Annotated in this window: 21 protein-coding genes and 1 tRNA gene; 9 read left to right on the top strand and 13 right to left on the bottom strand. The window is 71.3% G+C overall.

Annotated features, from left to right (window positions below):
* Positions 1–5 precede the first annotated feature (5 nt).
* Entirely contained in the window at positions 6–713 is a 708-nt protein-coding gene (locus ABL310_RS04415; RefSeq protein WP_349370493.1) for an LrgB family protein, read from the bottom strand.
* Positions 710–1,084: a CidA/LrgA family protein gene (locus ABL310_RS04410; RefSeq protein WP_349370492.1), complete on the bottom strand. Its 375-nt coding sequence runs from the start codon at positions 1,082–1,084 to the stop codon at positions 710–712. The genes ABL310_RS04415 and ABL310_RS04410 overlap by 4 nt, the downstream gene beginning before the upstream one ends.
* A 217-nt stretch (positions 1,085–1,301) precedes the next feature.
* On the opposite strand from ABL310_RS04410, the gene ABL310_RS04405 reads away from it, so the two are divergent.
* Complete coding sequence (locus ABL310_RS04405) at positions 1,302–1,577, top strand: hypothetical protein (protein ID WP_349370491.1); 276 nt, start codon at positions 1,302–1,304, stop codon at positions 1,575–1,577.
* Here ABL310_RS04405 and ABL310_RS04400 read toward each other — a convergent pair.
* From ABL310_RS04400 to ABL310_RS04375, 6 genes are all read right to left on the bottom strand, one after another.
* Complete coding sequence (locus ABL310_RS04400) at positions 1,522–1,749, bottom strand: hypothetical protein (protein WP_349370490.1); 228 nt, start codon at positions 1,747–1,749, stop codon at positions 1,522–1,524. The two genes, ABL310_RS04405 and ABL310_RS04400, sit on opposite strands and share 56 nt — an antisense overlap.
* Positions 1,750–1,872: 123 nt before the next feature.
* Complete coding sequence (locus ABL310_RS04395) at positions 1,873–3,054, bottom strand: NAD(P)/FAD-dependent oxidoreductase (RefSeq protein WP_349370489.1); 1,182 nt, start codon at positions 3,052–3,054, stop codon at positions 1,873–1,875.
* Between the two features lie 12 nt (positions 3,055–3,066).
* A complete protein-coding gene (locus ABL310_RS04390) occupies positions 3,067–4,299 on the bottom strand; it encodes an NAD(P)/FAD-dependent oxidoreductase (RefSeq protein WP_349370488.1) in 1,233 nt (410 codons plus the stop codon).
* 88 nt (positions 4,300–4,387) lie between these two features.
* A complete protein-coding gene (locus ABL310_RS04385; protein ID WP_349370487.1) occupies positions 4,388–4,984 on the bottom strand; it encodes an OsmC family protein in 597 nt (198 codons plus the stop codon).
* Between the two features lie 134 nt (positions 4,985–5,118).
* Positions 5,119–6,345 (bottom strand): MFS transporter, encoded by a 1,227-nt coding sequence (locus tag ABL310_RS04380; protein ID WP_349370486.1) that lies wholly within the window; start codon positions 6,343–6,345, stop codon positions 5,119–5,121.
* Between the two features lie 105 nt (positions 6,346–6,450).
* On the bottom strand, positions 6,451–7,869 hold the full coding sequence (locus tag ABL310_RS04375; protein WP_349370485.1) for a pyridoxal-dependent decarboxylase: 1,419 nt from the start codon (positions 7,867–7,869) through the stop codon (positions 6,451–6,453).
* 161 nt (positions 7,870–8,030) lie between these two features.
* Here ABL310_RS04375 and ABL310_RS04370 point away from each other — a divergent pair, with 161 nt between their 5' ends.
* Both ABL310_RS04370 and ABL310_RS04365 read left to right on the top strand, forming a co-directional pair.
* Positions 8,031–8,708, top strand: a complete 678-nt coding sequence (locus ABL310_RS04370) for a DsbA family oxidoreductase (protein ID WP_349370484.1) — start codon at positions 8,031–8,033, stop codon at positions 8,706–8,708.
* 100 nt (positions 8,709–8,808) lie between these two features.
* Positions 8,809–9,240, top strand: a complete 432-nt coding sequence (locus ABL310_RS04365) for a potassium channel family protein (RefSeq protein WP_349370483.1) — start codon at positions 8,809–8,811, stop codon at positions 9,238–9,240.
* A gap of 37 nt (positions 9,241–9,277) precedes the next feature.
* Here ABL310_RS04365 and ABL310_RS04360 read toward each other — a convergent pair whose 3' ends face one another.
* Positions 9,278–11,098, bottom strand: coding sequence for an ABC-F family ATP-binding cassette domain-containing protein (locus ABL310_RS04360; RefSeq protein ID WP_349370482.1), 1,821 nt, complete (start codon positions 11,096–11,098; stop codon positions 9,278–9,280).
* Positions 11,099–11,153: 55 nt separating this feature from the next.
* Between ABL310_RS04360 and ABL310_RS04355 the strand changes: the two genes are divergently transcribed.
* Both ABL310_RS04355 and ABL310_RS04350 read left to right on the top strand, forming a co-directional pair.
* Positions 11,154–12,203, top strand: a complete 1,050-nt coding sequence (locus ABL310_RS04355) for a ParA family protein (protein ID WP_349370481.1) — start codon at positions 11,154–11,156, stop codon at positions 12,201–12,203.
* Between the two features lie 2 nt (positions 12,204–12,205).
* The gene (locus ABL310_RS04350; RefSeq protein ID WP_349370480.1) at positions 12,206–13,066 is read left to right on the top strand and encodes an SIR2 family protein; all 861 of its coding nucleotides are present in this window, start codon (positions 12,206–12,208) and stop codon (positions 13,064–13,066) included.
* An 84-nt stretch (positions 13,067–13,150) separates the two neighbouring features.
* Here ABL310_RS04350 and ABL310_RS04345 read toward each other — a convergent pair whose 3' ends face one another.
* Positions 13,151–14,017 (bottom strand): RNA polymerase factor sigma-32, encoded by an 867-nt coding sequence (locus ABL310_RS04345; protein ID WP_349370479.1) that lies wholly within the window; start codon positions 14,015–14,017, stop codon positions 13,151–13,153.
* A 194-nt stretch (positions 14,018–14,211) separates the two neighbouring features.
* Here ABL310_RS04345 and ABL310_RS04340 point away from each other — a divergent pair, with 194 nt between their 5' ends.
* Both ABL310_RS04340 and ABL310_RS04335 read left to right on the top strand, forming a co-directional pair.
* Positions 14,212–15,231 (top strand): hypothetical protein, encoded by a 1,020-nt coding sequence (locus ABL310_RS04340; protein ID WP_349370478.1) that lies wholly within the window; start codon positions 14,212–14,214, stop codon positions 15,229–15,231.
* A gap of 148 nt (positions 15,232–15,379) precedes the next feature.
* Positions 15,380–16,012 (top strand): LysE family transporter, encoded by a 633-nt coding sequence (locus ABL310_RS04335; RefSeq protein ID WP_349370477.1) that lies wholly within the window; start codon positions 15,380–15,382, stop codon positions 16,010–16,012.
* A gap of 69 nt (positions 16,013–16,081) precedes the next feature.
* Here ABL310_RS04335 and ABL310_RS04330 read toward each other — a convergent pair whose 3' ends face one another.
* Positions 16,082–17,227: an ISAs1 family transposase gene (locus ABL310_RS04330; protein WP_349370476.1), complete on the bottom strand. Its 1,146-nt coding sequence runs from the start codon at positions 17,225–17,227 to the stop codon at positions 16,082–16,084.
* A 138-nt stretch (positions 17,228–17,365) separates the two neighbouring features.
* Here ABL310_RS04330 and ABL310_RS04325 point away from each other — a divergent pair, with 138 nt between their 5' ends.
* Positions 17,366–17,797: an HIT family protein gene (locus ABL310_RS04325; RefSeq protein ID WP_349370475.1), complete on the top strand. Its 432-nt coding sequence runs from the start codon at positions 17,366–17,368 to the stop codon at positions 17,795–17,797.
* Positions 17,798–17,817: 20 nt separating this feature from the next.
* Positions 17,818–18,738 (top strand): NAD(+) diphosphatase, encoded by a 921-nt coding sequence (gene nudC, locus ABL310_RS04320; RefSeq protein WP_349370474.1) that lies wholly within the window; start codon positions 17,818–17,820, stop codon positions 18,736–18,738.
* A 334-nt stretch (positions 18,739–19,072) separates the two neighbouring features.
* On the opposite strand, the gene ABL310_RS04315 is transcribed toward nudC, so the two are convergent.
* Together ABL310_RS04315 and ABL310_RS04310 are read right to left on the bottom strand one after the other, a co-directional pair.
* Positions 19,073–19,148: transfer RNA gene (locus ABL310_RS04315), tRNA-Thr, on the bottom strand.
* Between the two features lie 136 nt (positions 19,149–19,284).
* The gene (locus ABL310_RS04310) at positions 19,285–21,558 is read right to left on the bottom strand and encodes a heme biosynthesis HemY N-terminal domain-containing protein (RefSeq protein WP_349370473.1); all 2,274 of its coding nucleotides are present in this window, start codon (positions 21,556–21,558) and stop codon (positions 19,285–19,287) included.
* Between the last annotated feature and the right edge of the window lies 1 nt (position 21,559).

The following is a 21,559-nucleotide window of genomic DNA, read 5'->3' as shown; positions in this document are numbered from 1 at the left end:
CGCGGTCAGCGGAGAAACGCGATCGCGAACGGCGCGAGCACGATGGTGAGGAACGCGTTCAGCACCATCCCGATGCCGGCGAAGGCGCCGGCCTGCGGCGAGATCTGGAAGGCGCGCACCGTGCCGATGACGTGCGCCGCGACGCCGAGCGCGAGCCCCTGCGCCCGGTGATCGCGGATGCGCAGGACACCCAGCACCGCGGGGCCGACAACGGCGCCGAAGATGCCGGTCGCGATCACCAGCGCCGCGGCGAGCGGCGCCGAGCCGCCGAGCCCTTCCGCCACGCCCACCGCCGCCGCCGTCGTGATCGAGCGCGGCAGGATCGAGGCCGCGACGGCGTGCTCGGCGGCGAGGGCGCGGGCGAGCAGGACGTGCCCGGCGAGCGCGACGGCGCAGCCGGCGGTCAGCGCCAGGCCGACCGTCGGCGCCGCCGCGCGGATGTCCGGCAGATGCCGGCAGAGCGGCACGGCGAGCAGGACCAGAAGCGGCCCGAGCGCGAGGTGCAGCGGCTCCGCCGTGGCGAAATAGGCGTCGTAGGGCGCGCCGAGCCCCAGCAGGACGAGCGTCACGGAAAGAACGGCGACGAGGACCGGGTGGGCCCAGAGCGGTCGTCCGAGCCGCAGATGCAGCCGGCACGCCAAGGCGTAGAGCGCGAGCGTCAACGCCGCGCCGGCGAAGGGCGCCGCGAGGACGGCGTCCCGGAAGGCGCTCACGGCCCCGGCTCCGCGACGTGGCGCCCGCGGCGCGCGAACGCGGCGATGGCGAGGGTCGCGGCGGCGCCGGTCACCGCCAGGGTGACCAGCGTCCCCGCGGCGACCGCGAGAACGAGCAGCGCCGCGTTGGCCCCGAGCAGCGCCGGATCGGCGAACAGGCCGGCGCCGGCCGGCACGAACAGGACCGGCGCATGCGCCACCACCCGGTCGAACAGGGCCGCCGTCTCGGGATCGGGCCCGCCGGTCGGGGCGAAGCTCGCGAGCAGCGCCAGGAGACCGATGGCGGCGCCCGGCACCGGCAGGCCGGAGAGCGCGACGGCCGCGTCTCCGAGCGCGAAGCAGGCGAGCACCTTGGCGGCTGCGAGCATCATCGAGGATCCCCTGCGGTCTGTCGGAGATCGACGATGAAGCCTTTCGCCGGCGGCGTCCTCGCCCGATCGGGTGAGCGCGGTCGGCGTCCGCCGGTCGGTGCGAGCCGCTCGTCTTCCTCCACCGAAGCTTTGGATACGGCCTCCCCCGATCGGGCGAGGCGCACGGCGCTTCGAGGGCTCATCGTGATCGTTCGGGGGCGTCACGGAGGCGACCGTCATGAAGCCCGATCGCGATTGGACCTGGAGCGAGCTCGAGACGCGAGGTCGCCGGCTGTTCGAGGAGGCGCTCGCCGGCGAGGGTCTCGACCGGCGGATCGAGGATGCGGCCGAGGTCGACCGCATGGCGCTGCAGCGCGCGGCCGGCGGTGTGCGCGCGCTCTACCTGCAGGCGCTCCTCGGGGCGGCCGTCCGCATGCCCGCGCGGCTCGTCCGTGCCCTCACTCCCCGGGCGTGGCGTGCTGCGGCTCCCAGAAATGCTCGCGGGAGCCGGTGAGCAGGAAGGCGAGCTCGTCGATGTTGGCGACGACCTGATCGGCGCCGGCGCGGGCGACGGAGCGCCGGGGCAGGCCCTCCGCGGCCCGCACCAGCGCCTTGCGCGCCTCCGCCAGCGTCCCCAGCAGCTCCGCCTGCTCGGCCTCGCCGAACACCCGCCTGCGCACCACCATCACCCGCCCTCCTCGGCCTCATGTTCCACGTCTGTTCTGATGCCGCGACTCGCGCCCGGACGCAAGGGGAGGGTTTTCCTGAGGATCGGAGGACGGCGGGCCCGCGGGCCCGCCGTCGTCCCCTCACGCGCTCAGGCGCAGCGGGGCCGGGGCGACGAGGGGGGCGCGGGCGGCGAGGACGGCGTTCTCGGCCTTCATGGCGCGGTTGAGCGCGGCATGGTGCTCCTGGATCGCCTCGAGGTCCCAGGCGAAGGAGGCGATCGCCTCGGTCGCCTCGAGGATCGGGAGCGCCAGCGCGTCGCGGGCCTCCTGGAACCGGCGCAGGGGAGCCGGGCCGCCGCCGCCGAGGATGGCCTCGGCGAGGAGATCGGCGTGGATCAGCGCGTCGGTGATGCCGTGCGCGGTGAGCGGATCGCGGAAGAAGCCCGCATCGCCGACGAGCGCCCAGCCGGGGCCGAAACCTTGGCGCAGATGGCCCGGAATGCCGCCGAAGGCGCGCAGCTTCCCCTGCATGCCCGCCGCCGCGACGAGCGCGCCGTAATCCGGCGAGAGCGCGTCGAGCAGCGCGGGGAAGGCCCGCGCGGCGTCGCCGCCGAACGCCGACCGGAAGCGCGCCGCGGAGGTGGTGGCGAAGAGCAGCGCCGCGTCGTTCGTCGGGATCAGGCCCGCGGCGGCGCCCGGCGCGAAATGCCAGCGGTAGCCCGGCCCGTTCACGCCGGGAAGGTAGCCGAACAGCGTCGCCGTCGCCGCCTCGCTCGCCCGCAGCGTCCGCGCGCCGACGGCGTGGGCGAGGCGCGAGCGCACGCCGTCGGCGCCGACGACGAGGTCGGCCGCGATGCGCACCGCCTCCCCCGCCGGATTGCGGGCGACGAGGCCGTCCACCCGCCCGCTCGGCGCGCGGGTGAGGCCGGTGACGAGATGGCCGAACAGCATGCGCGCCCCGGCCTCGCGCGCGGCGCCCTGCAGGATCGGGTCGAGCACGGTGCGCCGCGGGGCGTAGAGCGCGTCGGTGCCGGCCTGCGGCTTCATCGGCACGGTGATCGCGTCCGCGCCGTAGACGAAGGTGGTCTGCGTCACCGGCGGCGTACCGGCGGCCACGACCGCCTCCAGCAGGCCGTGGCGGGCGAGCTGGATCACGCCGCCGCGCATCAGCGCGTGGGTGGAGAGCGTGTCGGTCCCCGCCGGCGCCTTGTCGAGCACGGCGACGGAGAGCCCGGCGCGGGCGAGGAGCGTCGCGAGGAAGGCGCCGGCGCAGCGCGCGCCGACGATGGCGACGTCGTAACGAGGGGGCTGAACGAAGCTCATGGTCGTCGTCCTTCAGGCGGCGGCGCGCGCGGCGCCGAGGTGGGCGAGGATGTGCGGGAGGAGGGCGGCGGCGTCCCGGCCGCAGCCGTCGATGAAGTTCGAGCGCCGCGCCCGCATGAAGCGCAGGCCGAGCGCAACGAGCCCGGGCGCGGCGGTGATGCCGCCCTCCTGCGCGATCTCGCCGTCCCCATCGAGGACGGGGACGCGCAGCCACGGATAGGATCGGCGGTAGCCGATCGCCCACACGACCGTTCGGATTCCGGCCGCGCGCAGATCGAGGGTCGCGGGCGCGTCCGGCGCGGCGAGCGGGGCGACGCTTTCGGGCGCGCCGTCGACGCCGAGCCCGGGCGCGGCGGCATCGAAGCGCTCGAGGAGCCGCGTGAGGCGGCGGTCGGCATCGGCCATCCGCGCTGCGAGGTCCTGCGCCAGCGAGAGGCGCGCGCCGTCGGCGTCGAGCAGCCGTCCGAGGAGGCGCACGCCGTTCGCCTGCGCCGTGCCGAGGTCGAAGCGGCCCGGACGGCCGACGAGCTGCAAAGACGGCTGGCGGCGCAGCCGGGCGATGTCGGCGCGGCCCTCCGCCGGCTCGTCGAGAATGCCGGCGCGGTCGAGCCACCAGAACACGTCGCGCCCGCGATAGGTGCGCGGAACGCGGGTGTGGCCGCCGACGCAGAGCGTCACGTCCCGGCCCGCGCGGGCGAGCTCGTCGGCGATCTGCAGCCCCGAGGACGAGGCGCCGACCACGAGGACGCCGCCCGCGGCGACGTCGGCGGGGCTACGATAGTCCTGCGCCGCGATCCGCGCGACGTCCGCCGGCAGGCGGGCGGCGAGATCCGGAACGCACGGGGCGTCGCAGGCGCCGGTGGCGATCACCACGGCGCGGGCGCGCCACTCTCCCGCCGTGGTCCGCGCGACGTAGCCGCCGCCGGGCGCCGGCTCGAGCGCGGTCACCGCGGCGCCGGTCACGATCGGGGCTGCGGTCCGCGCCGCATAGGCGTCGAGGCGGGCGACGAGATCGGGGGCGCTCATGAAGCCGTCCGGATCGGAGAGCGGGCGCGCGTCGCCCGGGAGGCGGTTCATCCAGTTCGGGGTGAGCAGCGTGAGCGAGGGCCGGCGTTCGGACCGCCAGCGCTCGGCGACCCGGCCCCGCTCGAGGAGCACGTGGTCGATGCCGCTGTCGGCGAGGGCGCGGCTCGTCGCGAGGCCGGCCTGGCCCGCCCCGATCACGAGCACGTCCGTGCGGGTCATGGGTCTCGTCCTTGGGAAAGAGAGGGCGCGCGGCGGGCCGCCGGGCGCGACAGCGCGCGCCGGCGGCCGCTCGCGAGGGGTCACGTGATCACTGGGCGCTGCCGGTCTCGACCGAGACGGAGACGGGCACCCCGTTGGTGAGCAAGTCGTAGACGGCCGAGCGGGCCTGGCTCTGGCGCACGATGCCCTCCAGCGTCTCGGGCGAGGCGTCGCCCTTGATCGAGAAGGAGGCGCGGATGCCCTGGTAGCCGTTGCGGACTTGCGTGGAGAGGCCGAGGATGCCCTGCAGGTCGATGTCGCCCTCCACCGTCGAGGTGACCTCGTAGAGCGTCACGCCCCGGGCGGCGGCGACGTTGGCGATGCCGGCGGTGAGGCAGGCGGCGAGCGCGTGCAGCAGCCACTCGACCGGGGTCGGGCCCTCGTCCGTGCCGGTGAGCACGGCCGGATGGTCGGCATGCGCCGTCGTGACGAACTTGTGCTCGTGCGCGCCGCCGGCGCCGGAGAAGCCCGAGAACGTCGTCTGCGAGTGGGTGCCGGAGACCCAGCGGCTCTGCGCGCGGAACTGGAACTGCGCGAGCGCGGGCTGGTCCTTCACCACGCCGATCGTCGCGAACAGGGTCGGCGTGTCGACGCCGTTGCGGGGGACCGGCGGAGCCTTCGGGGCGGGGTTGGTCGTGGCGGTCATGGGTGCTGTTCCTTCGGTGAAGCGGGCGGCGCGACCATCGCGCCGCCGACGTCCCTCTTCTCGGCCCGCAGCGTGTGAGCCGCAGTGGGAACGGGGGTTGGAAGAGGGGCCCGGAGCGTGGAAATCGGGCGCGCTCAGAGCGCGCCGCGCCGCCGGGCGAGGCCGAAGCCGAGGAGGATCGCGACGTTGATCGCGCCCGCCACGGCGGCGAGCGCGAAGGCGGCGAGATAGCCGCCGGTGGCGTCGTGGACGATCCCGCCGAGGGCGCCGCCGGCGCCCATGCCGAGCCAGGCGAAGACGCCGGTGATCCCGGTCGTGCGCCCGACCGCCGCCGCCGGCACGCTCTCGCGCACGAGGACGAGGAGGCTCGTCATGGTGCCGGCGAAGCCCATCCCGAAGACGATCCCCACTGGCGCCAGGATCGCGAGCGAGCCGCTGGTGGCGAAGAACAGGACGCTGCCCGTCTGCAGGACGCCCGCGCCGAGATAGGTCGCGAGACCGCCCACGCGATCGGCGAGCGCGCCGATGCCGATGCGGCTCGCGGCGCCGGTGAGCATGACGAGCGAGACGAGGCCGGCGCCGGTCGCCGGCGCGTAGCCCGCCGCGCAGGTCAGCGAGACGAGGTGGACCAGCGGCACGGCCATGCAGGCGCAGCAGAAGAACGCCGCGGCCGAGAGCCAGATCGTCGCCGGCGCCGCGGAGGGTGCGGCGGCTGCGGCGCCGTCGGGCGGCACGAGCGGTCTCGACCGCTCCGGCGGCGGGGCGATCGTGGCCATGGCCGGCACGAGCAGGGCGACGATCGCGAGGCCCAGCACGAGGAAGGCCTCGCGCCAGCCGGCGAGGGCGATCAGCCGCTCGGCGACGACGGGAAGCACGCCCTGCCCCACCGCGCCGCCGGCGGTGACGAGGCCGAGCGCCAGCCCGCGCTTCGCCCCCGCCCGCGCGCCGACGACGGCGCAGAGCGGCACGTAGAGCGCGCCGAAGCCGAGAAGGCCGATGCCGGCGGCGATCGCCCAATAGGCGAGAACGCTCTCGACGCGGCTCGCGAGGGCGAGGCCGAGCCCGAGCCCGGCGGCGCCGCCGACGAGGATGCGCGGCAGATGGCGCGTGTCGGCGAGCGCGCCCCAGAGCAGCCCGCCGCCGGCCATGCCGAGCGTGAGCAGGGTGTAGCCCATCGACAGGTCGGCGCGCGACCAGCCGAAGGCCGCCTCGAGCGGGCCCATGAACACGGACAGGCTCGAGACGGCGCCGAAGCCGAGCCCGACGGCGAGGGCGGCCTTCGGCACGAGGGAGCGCCCGGCGCGCGCCGCGCCGATGGGCGCGGGAACGAGGGAGGCGGGGGTGAGGGTCGCGGTCGTCATGGTCGATCTCTCCTTTGCTGCGCCGGAGGTCTCGGCGCGGCGCGTGAGAGCGACCGTGGGGAGAAGCGTGGGAAGACCGGTGGTGACGCGCTTTCAGCGCTGGATTCAGCCCGCTTCGAGCCCGTGCGCGATCTCGCGGATCACCGCCCAGGCCTCCGCGACGTGGCGGCGCTCCGTCGTCGTCTGGCCGACCTGGAAGCGGATGACGAAGCGGCCCTCGTGGCGGGTCTGGGTCAGATAGATGCGCCCGTCGGCGTTGATGCGCTCGATCAGGCGAGCGTTGAGCGCGTCGAGGTCGGACGCCCCGGCGGGGGCGTAGCGGAAGGAGAACAGCGAGAGCATCGGCGGGGTGACGAGCTCGAAATCGGGCGCATCCGCGATCCAGCCGGCGATCTCCTCGGCGAGGCGGACATGGGCGCGGATCATCTCGCGCAGGCGCGCGACGCCGTAGGCGCGGATGACGAACCAGAGCTTGAGCGCCCGGAAGCGGCGGCCCAGCGGGACCGACCAGTCGCTGTAGTCGACCTGCCCGTCGGCGCCGAGCGTGCGCAGGTAGTCCGGCTTGAGGCTCAGCGCGTCGGTGAGGGCCGCCGGATCCTTCACGTAATGGGCCGAAAGGTCGAAGTTCGTGAACAGCCATTTGTGCGGGTTGAGCACGAGGCTGTCCGCCCGCTCCGCCCCCGCCATGAAGCCGCGGAACTCCGGGCAGATCATGGCGCTGCCGGCCCAGGCCGCGTCGACGTGGAGGTAGAGCCCGTGCCGCTCGGCGACGTCGGCCACCGCCGCGACGTCGTCGCAGGCGCCGACGCTGGTGCCGCCGAGGCAGGCGACGATCGCCGCGGGGACGAGGCCCGCCGCGCGGTCGGCGAGGATCGCGGCCTCGAGGGCGGCCGTGTCCATGGCGAAACGCGGGCCTGCCACCGGCACGCGTACGAGATTGGCGTCGCCGATGCCGGCGATGCGCACGGCCTTGTCGATGGAGGAATGGGCGTGCGCCGAGGCGTAGACCCGCACCGGCGCGTGCGCCGCGAGCCCGTCGCGGTTGCCGCCGCCGGACAGCGCCTTCTCCCGCGCCGCGAGCAGCGCTGCGAGGGTGGCGCCGGACGCCGAATCCTGAATGACGCCGTGGAAGCCGTCGGGTAGCCCGATCATGCCGCGCAGCCAGTCGAGCACCCGCGTCTCGAGCTCCGTCGCCGCCGGCGAGGTCTGCCAGAGCATGCATTGCGCGGCGATGGTGGCGGTGATCGTCTCGGCGATCACCGAGGGCGGGCTCGAGTTCGCCGGGAAGTAGGCGAAGAAGCGTGGGTGCTGCCAATGCGTCATGCCGGGGACGATGACGGCGTCGAGATCGGCGAAGATCGCGTCCATCGGCTCGGCCTCCTCCGGCGGCGCGGCCGGCAGGCGCGCGGCGACCGCGCCCGGCGCGAGGGAGGGCCGCACCGGCAGGCTCTCGACCGTCTCGAGATAGTCGGCCGACCAATCCGCGGCGCGGTGGGCTTCGCGGCGATAATCCTGTCTGTTCATCGGGCGTCTCGGGCGGGTTCGTGGAAGGAGCCCGCGACGTGTCGCGCGCCGCGCCCGCCCGCGCAAGCGCACGGTCGCCGCTTCCGGATAAGGACGATGCGGCGGCTGGCCACCGCCGGGCGATCACGCTAGCCTCGCGCCCGCGACAGAGGAGGCTTCCCATGGCGACGCCGAACACGACGCCGAACACGACCCCGCTCGCCGTCACCGTCGTCTCGGACGTGATCTGCCCCTGGTGCTGGCTCGGCAAGGCGCGGCTCGAGCGCGGCGCGGCCGAGAGCGGCGTGCCGCTCGCGATCACCTGGCGGCCCTTCGAGCTCAACCCGGACATGCCGGCCTCCGGCATGGAGCGCGCCGCCTATCGCGCCGCCAAGATGGGCAAGGAGCGCTCCGACGCGCTCGATGCCGAGATGATCCGGCTCGGCGCGGACGAGGGCCTCGCCTTCCGCTTCGACCGGCAGGCGCGCACGCCCAACACCCGCAAGGCGCACATGCTGATCGCCTTCGCCGGCGCGAGCGGGCGCGACCACGCCCTCGCGCAGAGCCTGTTCGAGGCGTATTTCCACGAGGGCGCCGACCTCGCGGACGACGTCGTGCTGATCGAGCGCGCCGCCGCCGCCGGCCTCGATCCGGACCAGGCGCGCCTCGCCATCGCCGACGCGGAGCTCTCCGCCCTCGTCGGCCGGGAGGAGGCGCAGGCGCAGGCGCTCGGCATCACGGGCGTGCCCTTCTTCATCCTGGACGAGCGTTACGGCGTCTCCGGCGCGCAGCCGGCCGAGGTCTGGCGCGAGGCGCTGCCCGAGATCGCGGCGAAGCGGGAGGGCGGCGGCGCGGCGTGAGCCGCTCGACCGGTCTCCTCGGACCTGTTTTCCTTGGACGCGCGCGGGCGCGCTCTGGCAAGCTCGGTGGCCCGAATCCTCTGCCGGGAAGGACGCCTCCATGCTCGCGACGCTCGCGATCGCGTTCGCGCTCGTCACCGCCACGGTGCTGATCCACTACGAGATCCTGCGCCGCGCCTCCACGATGATCCCGTGGCTCAAGCTGCGCCGGCAGTTCCGCGTGCTGGCCGTGATCGTCGCGGTTCTGTTCGCGCACATCCTCGAGATCGCGCTCTACGCCGCGGCCTATGCCGCCATGCACGACCATTTCGGGCTCGGGCGCCTCGAAGGCGCGCTGTCCGGCTCCTTCTCGGACTTCATGTACTTCTCGCTGACGAGCTACACCACGCTCGGCGTCGGCGACATCTGGCCCACGGGCCCGATGCGCCTCCTCACCGGCATCGAGGCGCTGAACGGCCTCGTGCTGATCGGCTGGTCGGCCTCGTTCACCTACCTGGCGATGGAGGAGTTCTGGGGCGAGCGGACGTGGTGAGGGGGGTTCGTCGGCGCCCACCGACACGGCGCGGTCTTCACCCCTCCAGCTCCTCCCGCAGCATCTCCAGCTCCAGCCAGCGCTCCTCGCTCTCGGCGAGCTTCGTCTGCGCGTTCGCCATGAGGGTCGTCAGCTTCTCGAAGCGGGCGGGGTCGCGCGTGTAGAGGTCGGGGTCGTCCAAGGCCGCCTGGAGCTTGGCGATGTCGCGCTCGAGCGCGGCCATCAGGCCGGGCAGGGTGTCGAGCAGGTGCTTCTCGTTCATCGAGAGCCGTCGCTTCTTCTCCTTCGGCGCCGGCTGCGACGCGCCGCGCTTGTCAGCGGAGACCTTCTCGGCGGGCGCGGGGGAGACCTGGCGCGGCCCGACGCCGTGGCCGCGCTGGGCCACCATGTCGGAATAGCCCCCAGAATACTCGACGAAGCGCCCCTCGCCCTCCGCCACCAGCGTCGAGGTGACCACCCGGTCGAGGAAGTCGCGGTCGTGGCTGATCAGGATCAGCGTGCCGGGGTAGTCCGCGATCAGCTCTTCCAGGAGATCGAGCGTCTCGAGGTCGAGGTCGTTGGTCGGCTCGTCGAGCACGAGCAGGTTCGAGGGCTTCGCCAGCGCCCGCGCCAGCATCAGCCGCCCGCGCTCGCCGCCGGAGAGGACGCGCAGCGGCGTGCGCATCTGCTCGGGCGCGAACAGGAAGTCCTTCATGTAGCTCGCGACGTGCTTCGCCTGGCCGCCGACCATGACGTGGTCGCCGCTCCCGCCGGTCATCGCCTCGGCGAGGGTCCAGGTCGGGTCGAGGCTCTCGCGGCGCTGGTCGAGGGTGACCATCTGCAGCGAGGCGCCGAGCTTGACCGTTCCCGCATCCGGCTCCAGCGCCCCGGTGAGCATGTTGAGCAGCGTCGTCTTCCCCGCGCCGTTGGGGCCGACGATGCCGAGCCGGTCGCCGCGCGCGATGCGGATGGAGACGTCCCGGACCACGGGCCTGCCGTCGTAGGCCTTGGAGACGCCCTTCGCCTCGATCACGATCTTCGAGGAGGTCTCGCCCTCGGAGGCCGTCATCTGTACCTGGCCGACCGCGCGGCGCTCCTCGCGCAGGCGCGTGCGCATGTCCTGGAGCAGGCCCACGCGGCGCATGTTGCGCTTGCGGCGCGCCGTGACGCCGTAGCGCATCCAGTCCTCCTCGGCCGCGATCTTGCGCTCGAGCTTGTGACGCTCGCGCTCCTCCTCCTCGAGCACGGCGTCGCGCCAGGCCTCGAAGCCGGAAAAGCCCTCCTCCATGCGCCGCGTGACGCCACGGTCGAGCCAGACGGTGGCCTTGGACAGGGTCTCCAGGAAGCGCCGGTCGTGGCTGATCAGGACGAGCGCGCCGCGCATGGCCTTCAGCTCGGTCTCCAGCCACTCGATCGCGGGGAGGTCGAGGTGGTTCGTCGGCTCGTCGAGCAGCAGGATGTCCGGCGTGGGGGCGAGGGTGCGCGCCAGGGCGGCGCGGCGCGATTCGCCGCCCGAGAGCGTCGCCGTCGGCTCCTCGCCGGTCATGCCGAGCTCTTCGAGCAGGTAGCGCGCGCGGTAGGGGTCGTCGCCCTCCGCGAGACCGGCCTCGACATAGGCGAGCACCGTGTCGAAGCCCGAGAAATCCGGCTCCTGCGGCAGGTAGCGCACGGTCGCGCCAGGCTGCACGAAGCGCATGCCCCCGTCCGCCTCGACGAGCCCCGCCGCGATCTTCAGGAGCGTCGACTTGCCGGAGCCGTTTCGCCCGACGAGCGCCACGCGCTCCCCGGCCGCGACGGAGAGATCGGCTTTCGTGAGCAAGGGAGCGCCGCCGAAGGTGAGGGCGACGTCTTGCAGGGAGAGGAGAGGTGGGAGCGCCATAACACGCTACTAGCCGATACAGGCGTCTCATCCAACGCTTGTCAAGTCAGTGACGATGTGTTTGTCTCGTAGAACAATCACGCTTTGTGAGTCACGATGGGGGCGGCGCTTGCGTTCAATCGCGTTTTTTAACAACAAAGGCGGGGTCGGGAAAACGACACTGCTGTGCAATGTAGCATCCTATCTGGCCCTGGAGCGCCAGATGAAGGTCTTGGTGATAGACGCAGATCCACAGTGCAACGCGACACAATTGATGCTTGACGAAGATGAGGTCTTCAATTTATACGACAATTCAAAGAATTTTACAATTTACAGCATCATTCACCCGCTGTCAATTGGAAAAGGATATTCTTCGCAAATCAATCCGCTACATGTCGAAGACTATGGAATAGATCTGGTTCCTGGAGACCCTCGCCTTGCTCTGAAAGAGGACCTGTTATCCAAAGATTGGCAGGATGCGATATCCGGTGACATTCGCGGTCTCAGAACTTCATATCTATTTTCAGATTTTCTTGATCGCTGCGATGCGTATGACCTTGTGATGTTTGACATGGGTCCATCACTTGGCTCGATTAATCGAGCAGTTCTTCTGTCATGTGGCTTTTTCGTTAGTCCTATGTCGATCGACATCTTTAGCTTGAAAGCTATCGAAAACATTTCTGTAGCACTTGTAGAATGGCGGCGGCGACTGCGCCACGGACTGGAACAAGCCGAACAAGAGTTGTTGGAGGATCTTCCATCCCAAGATGGATTTCGCATCAAGTTTGCCGGATATGTAGCGCAGCAGTATATACAGAAGACAACACAAGGAGAAAAGCGCGCTGTCGCGTCATATGAGAAAATTATGAGGCGTATACCCAAAACAATTCGTTCAAACTTTGTTGATAAATTACAGGGATCTGATCTTGGGCTCGTGTATGAAATTGGAACTATTCCAAATCTATACAGTCTAGTGCCGATGTCGCAGACTGCTCACAAGCCGATCTTTGCACTCAAGGCCAAGGATGGAGTCCGAGGAGCACATTTTAACAAAGTTAAGGATGCGGGAAAAATCTACTCCGATGTCACTGCAAACTTACTATCCAACCTCGACTCACTGGGTTGACTATGACTATCCTTTGGCCGGAATCGCTGAAAGATGCGATCGCGCGACGGCGCGCTGTGATTGTGATTGGTTCAGGAGCATCCGCAAATTCGGCAACTGACGACGGGGACCGTCCGCCGACCTGGGGGATCTTTCTGAAGGACGCATACAATAACCTTCCACGGAAAAAAACATACATCAAACGCGCCCTTGACAGGTATGAGTACCTCGAAGCCTGCGGCTACCTTAAGGACGAGTACGGGAATGAATGGGATCGTCTTGTAAGACGTGTTTTCATGACACCCAACTATCGCCCTGCAGAAATTCATCGGGCAATATTCAACCTGGACTGCCGGGTTATCTTATCTTTAAACTTTGACAGAATTTACGAGAAATATGCACACACTCAAAGCGAAGGAACCGTTATCGTAAAAAACTATCACGATGACGATATTCGCCAGGTCGTGGCTGGCTCCGGACGGTATATTCTAAAGCCACATGGAAGCGTTGAAACAATTAATAATATTATTTTTACCGCAGAGGATTACGCAAGCGCCCGCGTAGAGCACGCTAAATTCTATGAGATGATCACAGCTCTCTTACACACCCACACCTTCCTTTTCGTAGGTTGCGGTCTCTCCGATCCGGACATGCGTCTAATCCTCGAAGACTATCGCTACAAACATAGCGAGTTTCCTCACTATATCACACTCCCAGCCCCTGTTGCAGATGCAGAAGTATCTTTGATACGGCGCTCTCGTGGATTGAATGTTCTTAAATATTCCAAAAAAGATAATCATTCGGAGCTGACGCGATCACTCCTCGAACTAGGAGCGGAAATGCTAGACCGCCGATTGACCATCGCCAGAGAGCAGGACTGGTAGCAGATCGTAAGGACGTCACGTATCAGTACGCCACTTGATGCCGACTTTCGCGGCGCGGGTGAAGGGGGCCCGCGCGCGCCCCGCTCACCCGGCGGCGATCTCCGGGTGGCGCTCGACCAGAGCCTTCTTCAGCTTCTCCAGGGCGCGGCTCTCGATCTGGCGCACGCGCTCCTTGGAGATGCCGAGCTTGTCGCCGAGCGATTCGAGCGTCGCCTGCTCCTCGGCGAGGCGGCGCGCCTCGAGGATGCGCAGCTCGCGCTCGTTGAGGCAGGAGAGCGCGGCGCGCAGCCACGTCACGCGGCGCTCGGCATCGATGCTGTCTCCCACCGTCTCGTCCTGGAGCGGGCCGTCGTCGACCAGGAACTCCATGCGCTCGGTGGGATTGGAGCCCTCCCCGTCGGCGACGGGCGCGTTGAGCGACGCGTCGGGGCCGGAGAGACGCGCGTCCATGGTGGCGACGTCCTTCAAGGACACCCCGATCGCTTCGGCGATCTCGGCGTAGACCTCCTCGGACATGCGGTCGTCGCCGGCGCGGGTGAGCTTGGCGCGCAGACGGCGCAGGTTGAAGAAGAGGGCCTTCTGAGCGGACGAGGTGCCGCCGCGCACGATGGACCAATTGCGCAGTATGTAGTCCTGGATGGAGGCGCGGATCCACCAGGTGGCGTAGGTGGAGAAGCGAACCTCGCGCTCCGGCTCGAAGCGCGCGGCGGCCTCGAGCAGGCCGACATGGCCCTCCTGGATCAGGTCGGCCACCGGCAGGCCGTAATGGCGGAAGCGGGAGGCGAGCGCGATCACGAGGCGCATGTGGGCGGAGGTGAGCTTGTGCAGCGCCTCCTGGTCCTTCAGGTCTTTCCAGCGCGCGGCGAGGTCGCGCTCCTCCTCGCGCTCGAGGAACGGCGCCGCCATCGCGGCGCGGACGAACTGACGGCGAACTCCGGCGATATCGGCCATAGCGTTCTCCCCATGTCTTTCAAGTGGGCATACGCCGCCGATCCCGATCCGGATCACGCCGGATCGGGCAGGCCCGCATAGAGGCGCTTGCGGCTGCGCCGACGGGGCCCTCCGACGCGCAGGCCGGAACGAGCTCGGGGGTTGCGCGGGCGCCCTCGCTGCGCTTCGATGGCGCGCAGACAGGGAGGCTGACGATGCGGTATTCGACCGCGGCGCGCAGGGGCGCGCGCGCGAGGCGCCTCGGCGCGCTCTTCGCTTTCTTCGCCCTTACGACGCTCGTCGCGATCCCCGATCCAGCGCGGGCGCAGTGGCGCATGGACACCGACCTCGGCCTGCCGGTCGCCGTGTCCGGCGCCGTCGGCGCGATCGACTGGTTCGCGCTGTTCTGCAGTCCGACCGAGGGGCTGCTGCTGACCGCGGGCTTCTCGGAGCGCGTCGCGGACGCCGTGCCCGTCGTGTTCACCTTCCGGAACGTCCAATACGTCGTACCCTTCCGGCGCATCGTGCCGGACGCGGCCATCCTCTATGCCGATCTCGAGGCGCTGGAGGACATGCGCGCCGTGCTCGGCGGCCGGTCCTCCTCCGTGCGCGTGAGCCTCGACCAGCGCCCGCTCGGCACGCTGTCCCTGCGCGGCTCGACGGCTGCGATCCGTGACGCGACCCGCGGCTGCCGGGCCGGCGCCGCGCCCTCCCGCGCCGTCCTCGCCAGGCTCGAGGCCACGGCGGACGCCATCGACCCGAACGCCGCTTCGGTGCGCGAATCGCTCGCCGCCGAGATCGCGGCCGCGCAGGCCGCGCCGCGATCCCCCGTCGCCGCCGCGGTCGACGTCGACAAGAAGGCGGTCCTGCCGCCGGTCGTGCAGGCCTCCGTCGACGAGATCCGGGACTATTGCGACACGCCGGGCGCGAAGACCCGCTTCGAGCCGGGCGGCCTGATGCAGGCGGACATCAACGGCGACGGCGCGCCGGACTACATGCTCTCCGCTCACGCGCTCGAATGCCCCGCGAGCTTCACGATGTTCTGCGGCGCGCGCGCTTGCGAGGTGCGGGTCTTCGCCTCGCTGCCGTCGGGAGGCTACGAGGCCGCGAGCGTGCTGCTGGGCGACCGCTACACGTTCGATTCGCGCGGGCTGACGGCGCCCTGCGACGATCCGGGGCGCACCTTCCGCATCGCCTGGGAGAACGGCCGGCTGCGGACCGTCTATTGCCGCTGAGGGCGCCGGGCCAGGTGCACCTTGCGACCCGATGCGATCAGGCCGGAACCTCTACTGGTTTGCGTGCCGGAGCATCGTCTCGTCCACCGACCGGATTCCCGTCGGCGGGACGATGCTCTAGCCTCGGAGCGTTCGCTCGGAGCCCGCCATGCACCATCTCCTCGTCCTGATCCCGGTCTTCGCCGTCTTCATCCCGGCCCTGATGCTGCCGGGACCGGATTTCGTCGCGGTCGTGCGCTCCTCGATGACGCACGGAGCCCGCGCGGGACTGATGACGACGCTCGGCGTCACGACGGGACTGTGCCTCTACGCGAGCCTGAGCCTGATCGGCCTCTCCGCGCTCCTCGTCGAGTATCGGTGGCTCACCTGGCTCGTGCGCGCGGCGGGGGGAGGCTATCTCGTGTATCTCGGCGTGCGGCTCGTGCTGACCAGGCCCGCTGCGGTCGCGATCGGGGACGCGCCGGCGCCCGCGCCGTCCCGGGCCGCGCTGTTCGGCTTCCTGGTGACGCTCACGAACCCCAAGGCCGTCGTGCTCTTCGCGAGCGTCTTCGCCACCGCGGTGAGCGCCGACACGCCCGGGTGGCTGATGGCGCTGATGGTCGGCCTCGTCGGGCTCGCCTCGCTGCTCTGGTACGCGCTGGTGAGCCTGTTCATGGCGTCGGGCCCGGTGATGCGCCGGTTCGAGCGCGCCCGGCACTGGATCGAGCGCGCCGCCGGCGTCTGCTTCGTCGGGCTCGGCGGCAAGCTCATCGCCGACGCGCGCTCGCCCGTGACGCCCTGAGCCGAGGCGGAGGCGGCGGAGCGCGCATCCCCGCAGCGCGCATCCCCGCAGCGCGCCAGGGGAATCGCCTCAGGTTAACGGCGGGGCCTGACGAACCATCGCCTCCATGTAATCCTCGTCGATGGCGGCGACCTTCTTGCGGACCTTGAGTGAGTGCTTGTCCTTCGGGTTCCGGAGCATGTTCATGGCCATGTGCTTGACGATGGCCATGTTTTGGGGGCCGTGGCCGGTCCTCAGCCGTGCGAGGTCGTCATGGAAGACGACGTCGAGGACCCAGTGGAGGCGGTTCTCGATGCCCCAGTGCGCGCGCACGGCGGCGGCGAAGGTCTTGGCGTCGAGGAGGGCGGAGGAGAGATAGTAGCGCCGCTCGACGCGGGTCTTCCCTGCCTGCTCGACACGGCTCTCGACCATGGCGATGGCGGCGAGATCGGGGAAGCGCGGCTCGTCCGCGTAGCGGCGGTCGGAGAACAGCCAGTCGACCTCGCGGCAGACGCTGTGGCGGCGCTCCTCGATCCGCCCGTGATCCCCGTCGACGGTGACGTGGCGATCGACGGCGATCTCCGGCGGCGGATTGGCGAAGAAGGCCTCGACGTCGCCGTGCAGAACGGGCCTATTGGCCTTGAGCGCGAGCAGGTAGTCGCCGCCGCGCCCCACGATGATCTCGGCGATCGCGTCCTGCGTGCCCATGGCGTCGATGGTGACGAGCGCTCCCGTGAGCTCGAGCCGCTGGAGCAGCAGCGGGATCGCCACGATCTCGTTGGACTTGTCCGCGACCGCCTCCTGGCCGAGCACCAGGCGTTGGCGCGTCGCCCAGGCCGAGACGAGGTGCAGCGGCTCGCGGCCCTTGGACCGCGCATGCGTGCGCCGCGAGGTCTTGCCGTCGATGGCGATGACCTCCTTCTCCTCGTCGCGCAGCGTGTCGACCCACTCCAGGAAGCAGGCCTTGAACAGCTCCGGGTCGAGCGCATTGACGACGTCGTTGAGCGTGTCGTGCGAGGGGATGCCGCGCTCGAACGGCAGGAAACGGCGCAGAAAATCGAGCCGGAGCTTCCCCCAAGCCCGGATCTCGACGAAATCGTCCATCCCCGCGATGGTGCCGCACAGGACCAGGAGCAGGATCTCCCGAAACGGATAGGCCACCTTCCAGGACTGGCGCGGGTCCTTCAGCGCCGAAAAGTGGTCGAGCAGTGAGCGGGAGGACGACGGGGTGGACATGGCTGGCTCCGAATCGAAGGAGCCCTCTAGGAATCACGCCACGTCAAGAGATGCACGCCCGTTAACCTGAAGCGATTGCCCTGCGCAGCGCGCCGTGCCCCGTAGCCGCGGGCGCGCCCACGCTCTATCCTTCGCGCCATGTCCGATTCCGATTCCGAGACCGGCTTCGCGCTGGACCCGCGCCTCGCCGGCGACACCCGCGCCGTCGGCGACCTCGCCCTCTCGTCCGTGCTGCTCATGGACGACGCCCGCTTTCCCTGGCTGATCCTCGTGCCCCGCCGCGCGGGCGCGAGCGAGCTCACGGACCTGTCCGACGCGGACGCGCGGTCGCTCATGGACGAGATCCGGATCGCGACGGGCGTCCTCTCGGAGATCGCGAGGCCCGACAAGATCAATGTCGGGGCGCTCGGCAACGTGGTCGCCCAGCTCCACGTCCACGTGGTCGCGCGTTTCCGGTCGGATCCCGCCTGGCCGGGGCCCGTCTGGGGCTCCGGCGCGCGCACCCCCTACCCCGCCCACGCCGCCGAGGCGCTGCTCGAGCGGCTGCGCGCGGCCTTCGCCGCCGCCTGAGCCGTTTCCGGAGAGACGTCATGCCCCCCGCATCCCCGCCCCTCGGCTTCGCCACGAGCGGCCTCGTCCGCCACACGAGCGAGCGTGGCGACGCGGCGCTGGAGCGCCATCGCGACGACCCCGCCGCGCTCACCGCGCTGTTCTCCGGCGACATGCCGATCCTGTTCAGGGCCCCCGACGGGACTCATCGCGCCGTGCATCCGCGCGCGGCGCTGGAGGGCGTCGAGATCGCGGCGCAGGCCTATCTCGGCACGCTCGACGGCGCGCCGGTCCTCGCCACCCTCACGGGGGCGGACGCGCTGGAGCAGCTCGCGGCGCGGCCGGACGTCGAGGCCGTCGACCTGCGCTCGGTGGGCACGCGCGGGCTCGTGCCCGAGCGCGAGCTCGGGCTCCTCGCGCTGGCGAAGTCGCTCCTGTCCTGGCACGCGCGCCACGGCTTCTGCGCCGCTTGCGGGGCGCCGACGCGGCTCTCCGCCTCCGGCTTCCGGCGCGATTGCGACGCCTGCGGCGCGCAGCACTTCCCGCGGACCGATCCGGTGGTGATCATGCTGGTGACGCACGGCAGCCGCTGCCTGCTCGGCCGGCAGGCGCGGTTCCCGACGGGCAATTATTCCTGCCTCGCCGGCTTCGTCGAGCCCGGCGAGACGGTAGAGGACGCCGTGCGGCGGGAGACCTTCGAGGAGGCGGGCGTGCGCGTCGGGGCCGTGTCCTACGCGCTCTCGCAGCCCTGGCCGTTCGCGTCCTCGCTGATGCTCGGCTGCGTCGGAGAGGCCGAGGGCGACGCCCTGACCATCGATCGCGACGAGCTCGAGGACGCGCGCTGGTTCGACCGGGAGGAGGTGCGCCTGATGCTGGCGGACACGCACCCGCAGGGCCTGCGCGTGCCGCCGCCGGTGGCGATCGCGCACCACCTCGTGCGGCGCTTCGTCGAGGGCGGGTGAGCCTCTACAGGGCGACCAGCACGATCGCCCCCGCGCCGACGCCGAAGACGGTCACGCCCGCGAAGGCGATGAGGGCGGATGCGCCCAGAAGGGTCCCGATCAGAAGCTTCGCCATCGCACCCTCCCGCGCGCATCCGTCATCGACGCCGCGGCGGCCCGGCTTTCGCCTTCGGGAGCGAGGGTGATCAGGCCTGTCCCTGGGTCGCGCCGCGATCGTCCTGGGCTTCAGGGTGCGGGCGGGAGGTTAGCGGATGGTTAACGGGGCCCCTGTCGGCGCGCGCCGGTCGCGCGCCGATGCGCGCGTGAGGCCCAGTCATCGACGGATCTGAAAAAGTGGTGCCGCAAGAGGGACTCGAACCCCCGACCCCATCATTACGAATGACGTGCTCTACCATCTGAGCTATTGCGGCGGAAAGCGGTGGCGCCGGGGCGCCGCGGGCTTTCGAGGCGCCCCTCATATCGGGAGGCGGCGCGGTTGGCAAGCGCCGGAGGAGCGGTTTTCGCCCCTCCGGCGCGGTTTTTCGCGGCCGCGTGTGCGGCGCCGCCTCAGCCGAAGAGGCGGAAGCGGCTGCGCTTGGGCTCTTCCTCGATACCCGGATCGTCCGGCGGGCGGCGACCGAAGGCGGGGGCCTCCGCCTCCTCCGTCGCGGCGGGCTCCGCCGCGCCGTTGCCGGCGTGCGGCGCCTCGACGGATGTCTCCACGCGCGCGGCGGGCTGCGGCGCGGGCGTCGTCTCGACCCGCCGCCCGGCGGCGAGGGCGGCGGAGAGCTCGTCCGTGTCGCGCCGCAGCCAGGCGCCGCGGGCGGGCTCCTCGGGCGCCGGGAGCGGCTCGGACGCGCCAGGCGACGCTCCGCTCGACGCAGCCGTCGCGCCGGGCGAGGCGGCGGCGTGCAGCGCGGGCTCCGCGGTCGGCTCCGGCGCGGTCCGCGCCTGCGGCCGGTCCGCCACGAAGGGCGCTGCGGCGGGCGTCGCCCTGGGTCCGCTCGCGGCAGGCACGGGCGCGGCGGCAGGCGCCGGCGCGGGCGCCGGGGCAGGCGCGGGAGCCGGCTTGGCCGTCGAGACGGGCGCTTCCCGACGCACGGGCTCGAACGGCTGTGGCGCGGGCGCGGGGGCGGGCTGCGGCTCCGGCGCGGCCACGGGCCGCGGCGCGGGCCGCGGCTGCGGGGCCGGCTTCGGCGCGAGCCGGGCGGCGTAGCTGGACGGCGCGGCGGGCGCGGGCGCCGGCCGCACGGGCTGCTCGGCCCCGGTCTCGACCGCGCGCGTCGCGACGACCGGCGCGGGCGTCGGGGACGGCGCGGGCTGCGGAGACGGCTCGGGCTGCGGAGCCGGCTCGGGCGCCCGCGCGGGCTCCACCGACGACTTCGGCGCGGGCGCGACGATCTGCGCCTCCTCCACCTGCGGCGGCAGCGCCTCGGCGACGGGGGCGAGGGTCGCGCCGTGATAGACCGGCGGCTCGAGGGCGGCGAGCGCGTCGTCCGGCCGCGTGTCGAGATCGCCGACCACCGCATCGACCACGGTCGTGCCCACCGCGCCCAGCGCCTGCGGCGGCTGGGTCCACTGGAAGGCGTCGAGGCGGCCCGAGGCCGGCGACATCGGCGCCCAGCGGTCCGAGACGATGCCGTCGGCGACCCAGGCCTTGTCGCGCGGGGCGTGCACCGCGCGGGCGAGCCACTCGCGCGTCTTCACGGTGGCGCCGTGCTCGGCGCGCTCGATGTCGGCCATCATCAGGCAGGCGCGCACGCTCGGCCGCTCACCCACCAGCGGCTCGATCGTCTGGCGCGCCTTGGCGAACTCGCGGGCGTCCAGCGCCGCGCGGGCGAGCGCGAGGCGGCCCTCGACGGACCAGGTGGAGAGGGTGGCGAGCTTCTCGGCGCGCTGGAGGCGGTCGTGAGTCGAATCGCCGATGCGCAGATGCGTGTAGACCTGCGCGATCTCGGGATGCGGCGTGGTCTTCCACGCGGTCTCGAGGATCTTCGCCGCCTTGCGCAGCTCGAGCCGCTTGGACAGGATCCGCCCGGCCAGCGCCGCGGCGGGGACGAGATCCGGCGCGAGGCGCAGCGCCTCCTTCGCCTTCTGGAGCGCGAGCTCCTCGTCCCTCTCCCCGCGCGAGAGCGCGTCCGCGGTGAGCAGCACGGCGCGGTGGCGCTTGGCGGTGGCCTTGTCGATCAGGCCGAGCGCGGCGCGGCGCTCGACCACGTCGAGCGCCGCCGTCCAGTCGCCGCGGGCGACGTGCGATTCGAGCACGGCCTCGTTGGCCCAGGTCGCCGCCGGCGCGAGGCGCGCGGCCTCCTGCGCGTAGGCGAGCGAGGCGTCGCGATCGCCGCGCTGGCGCGCCTCGACGTGGAGCCCGCGCAGGCCGAGCACCCGCGTCTCGTCGTTCTCGGCCATGGCGCGGAAGGCGCTCTCGGCGTCGTCGCGGTCCCCCGCCATCTGCGCCGCCTGGGCGCGCAGCAGCAGGACGAGCGGCTCGTCGGGCCGCAGGTATTTCTGCGCCTCGCGGGCGTAGCGGCGCGCCGCGCCCTCGTCCCCCGAGCCGACGGCGACCATGCCGCGCGAGAGCGCGAGCAGGCCCTTGCGGCGCTTCCGGTTGACGGAGGCCTCGGCCATCTTCTCCGGCGCCTTGAACAGCCAGCGGATCACGGCCTCGACGAGCAGGAAGACGAAGACCAGCAGCACCAGCAGCACCGCCGCCACCGCGAGGCCGACGGAATAGCTGACCCCCTGCCAGACGAAGGCCACCCGGCCGGGCTGGTCGGCGAGCCAGATCGCCCCCGCGGCGAGGGCGGCGACGACGGCGAGATAGAAGAGAACGCGCCACATG

The organism is Salinarimonas sp. (assembly GCF_040111675.1).
GTDB lineage: Bacteria > Pseudomonadota > Alphaproteobacteria > Rhizobiales > Beijerinckiaceae > Salinarimonas.
The sequence above is the reverse complement of the archived record's forward strand: the minus strand, read 5'-3'. Positions and strand labels throughout refer to the sequence as shown.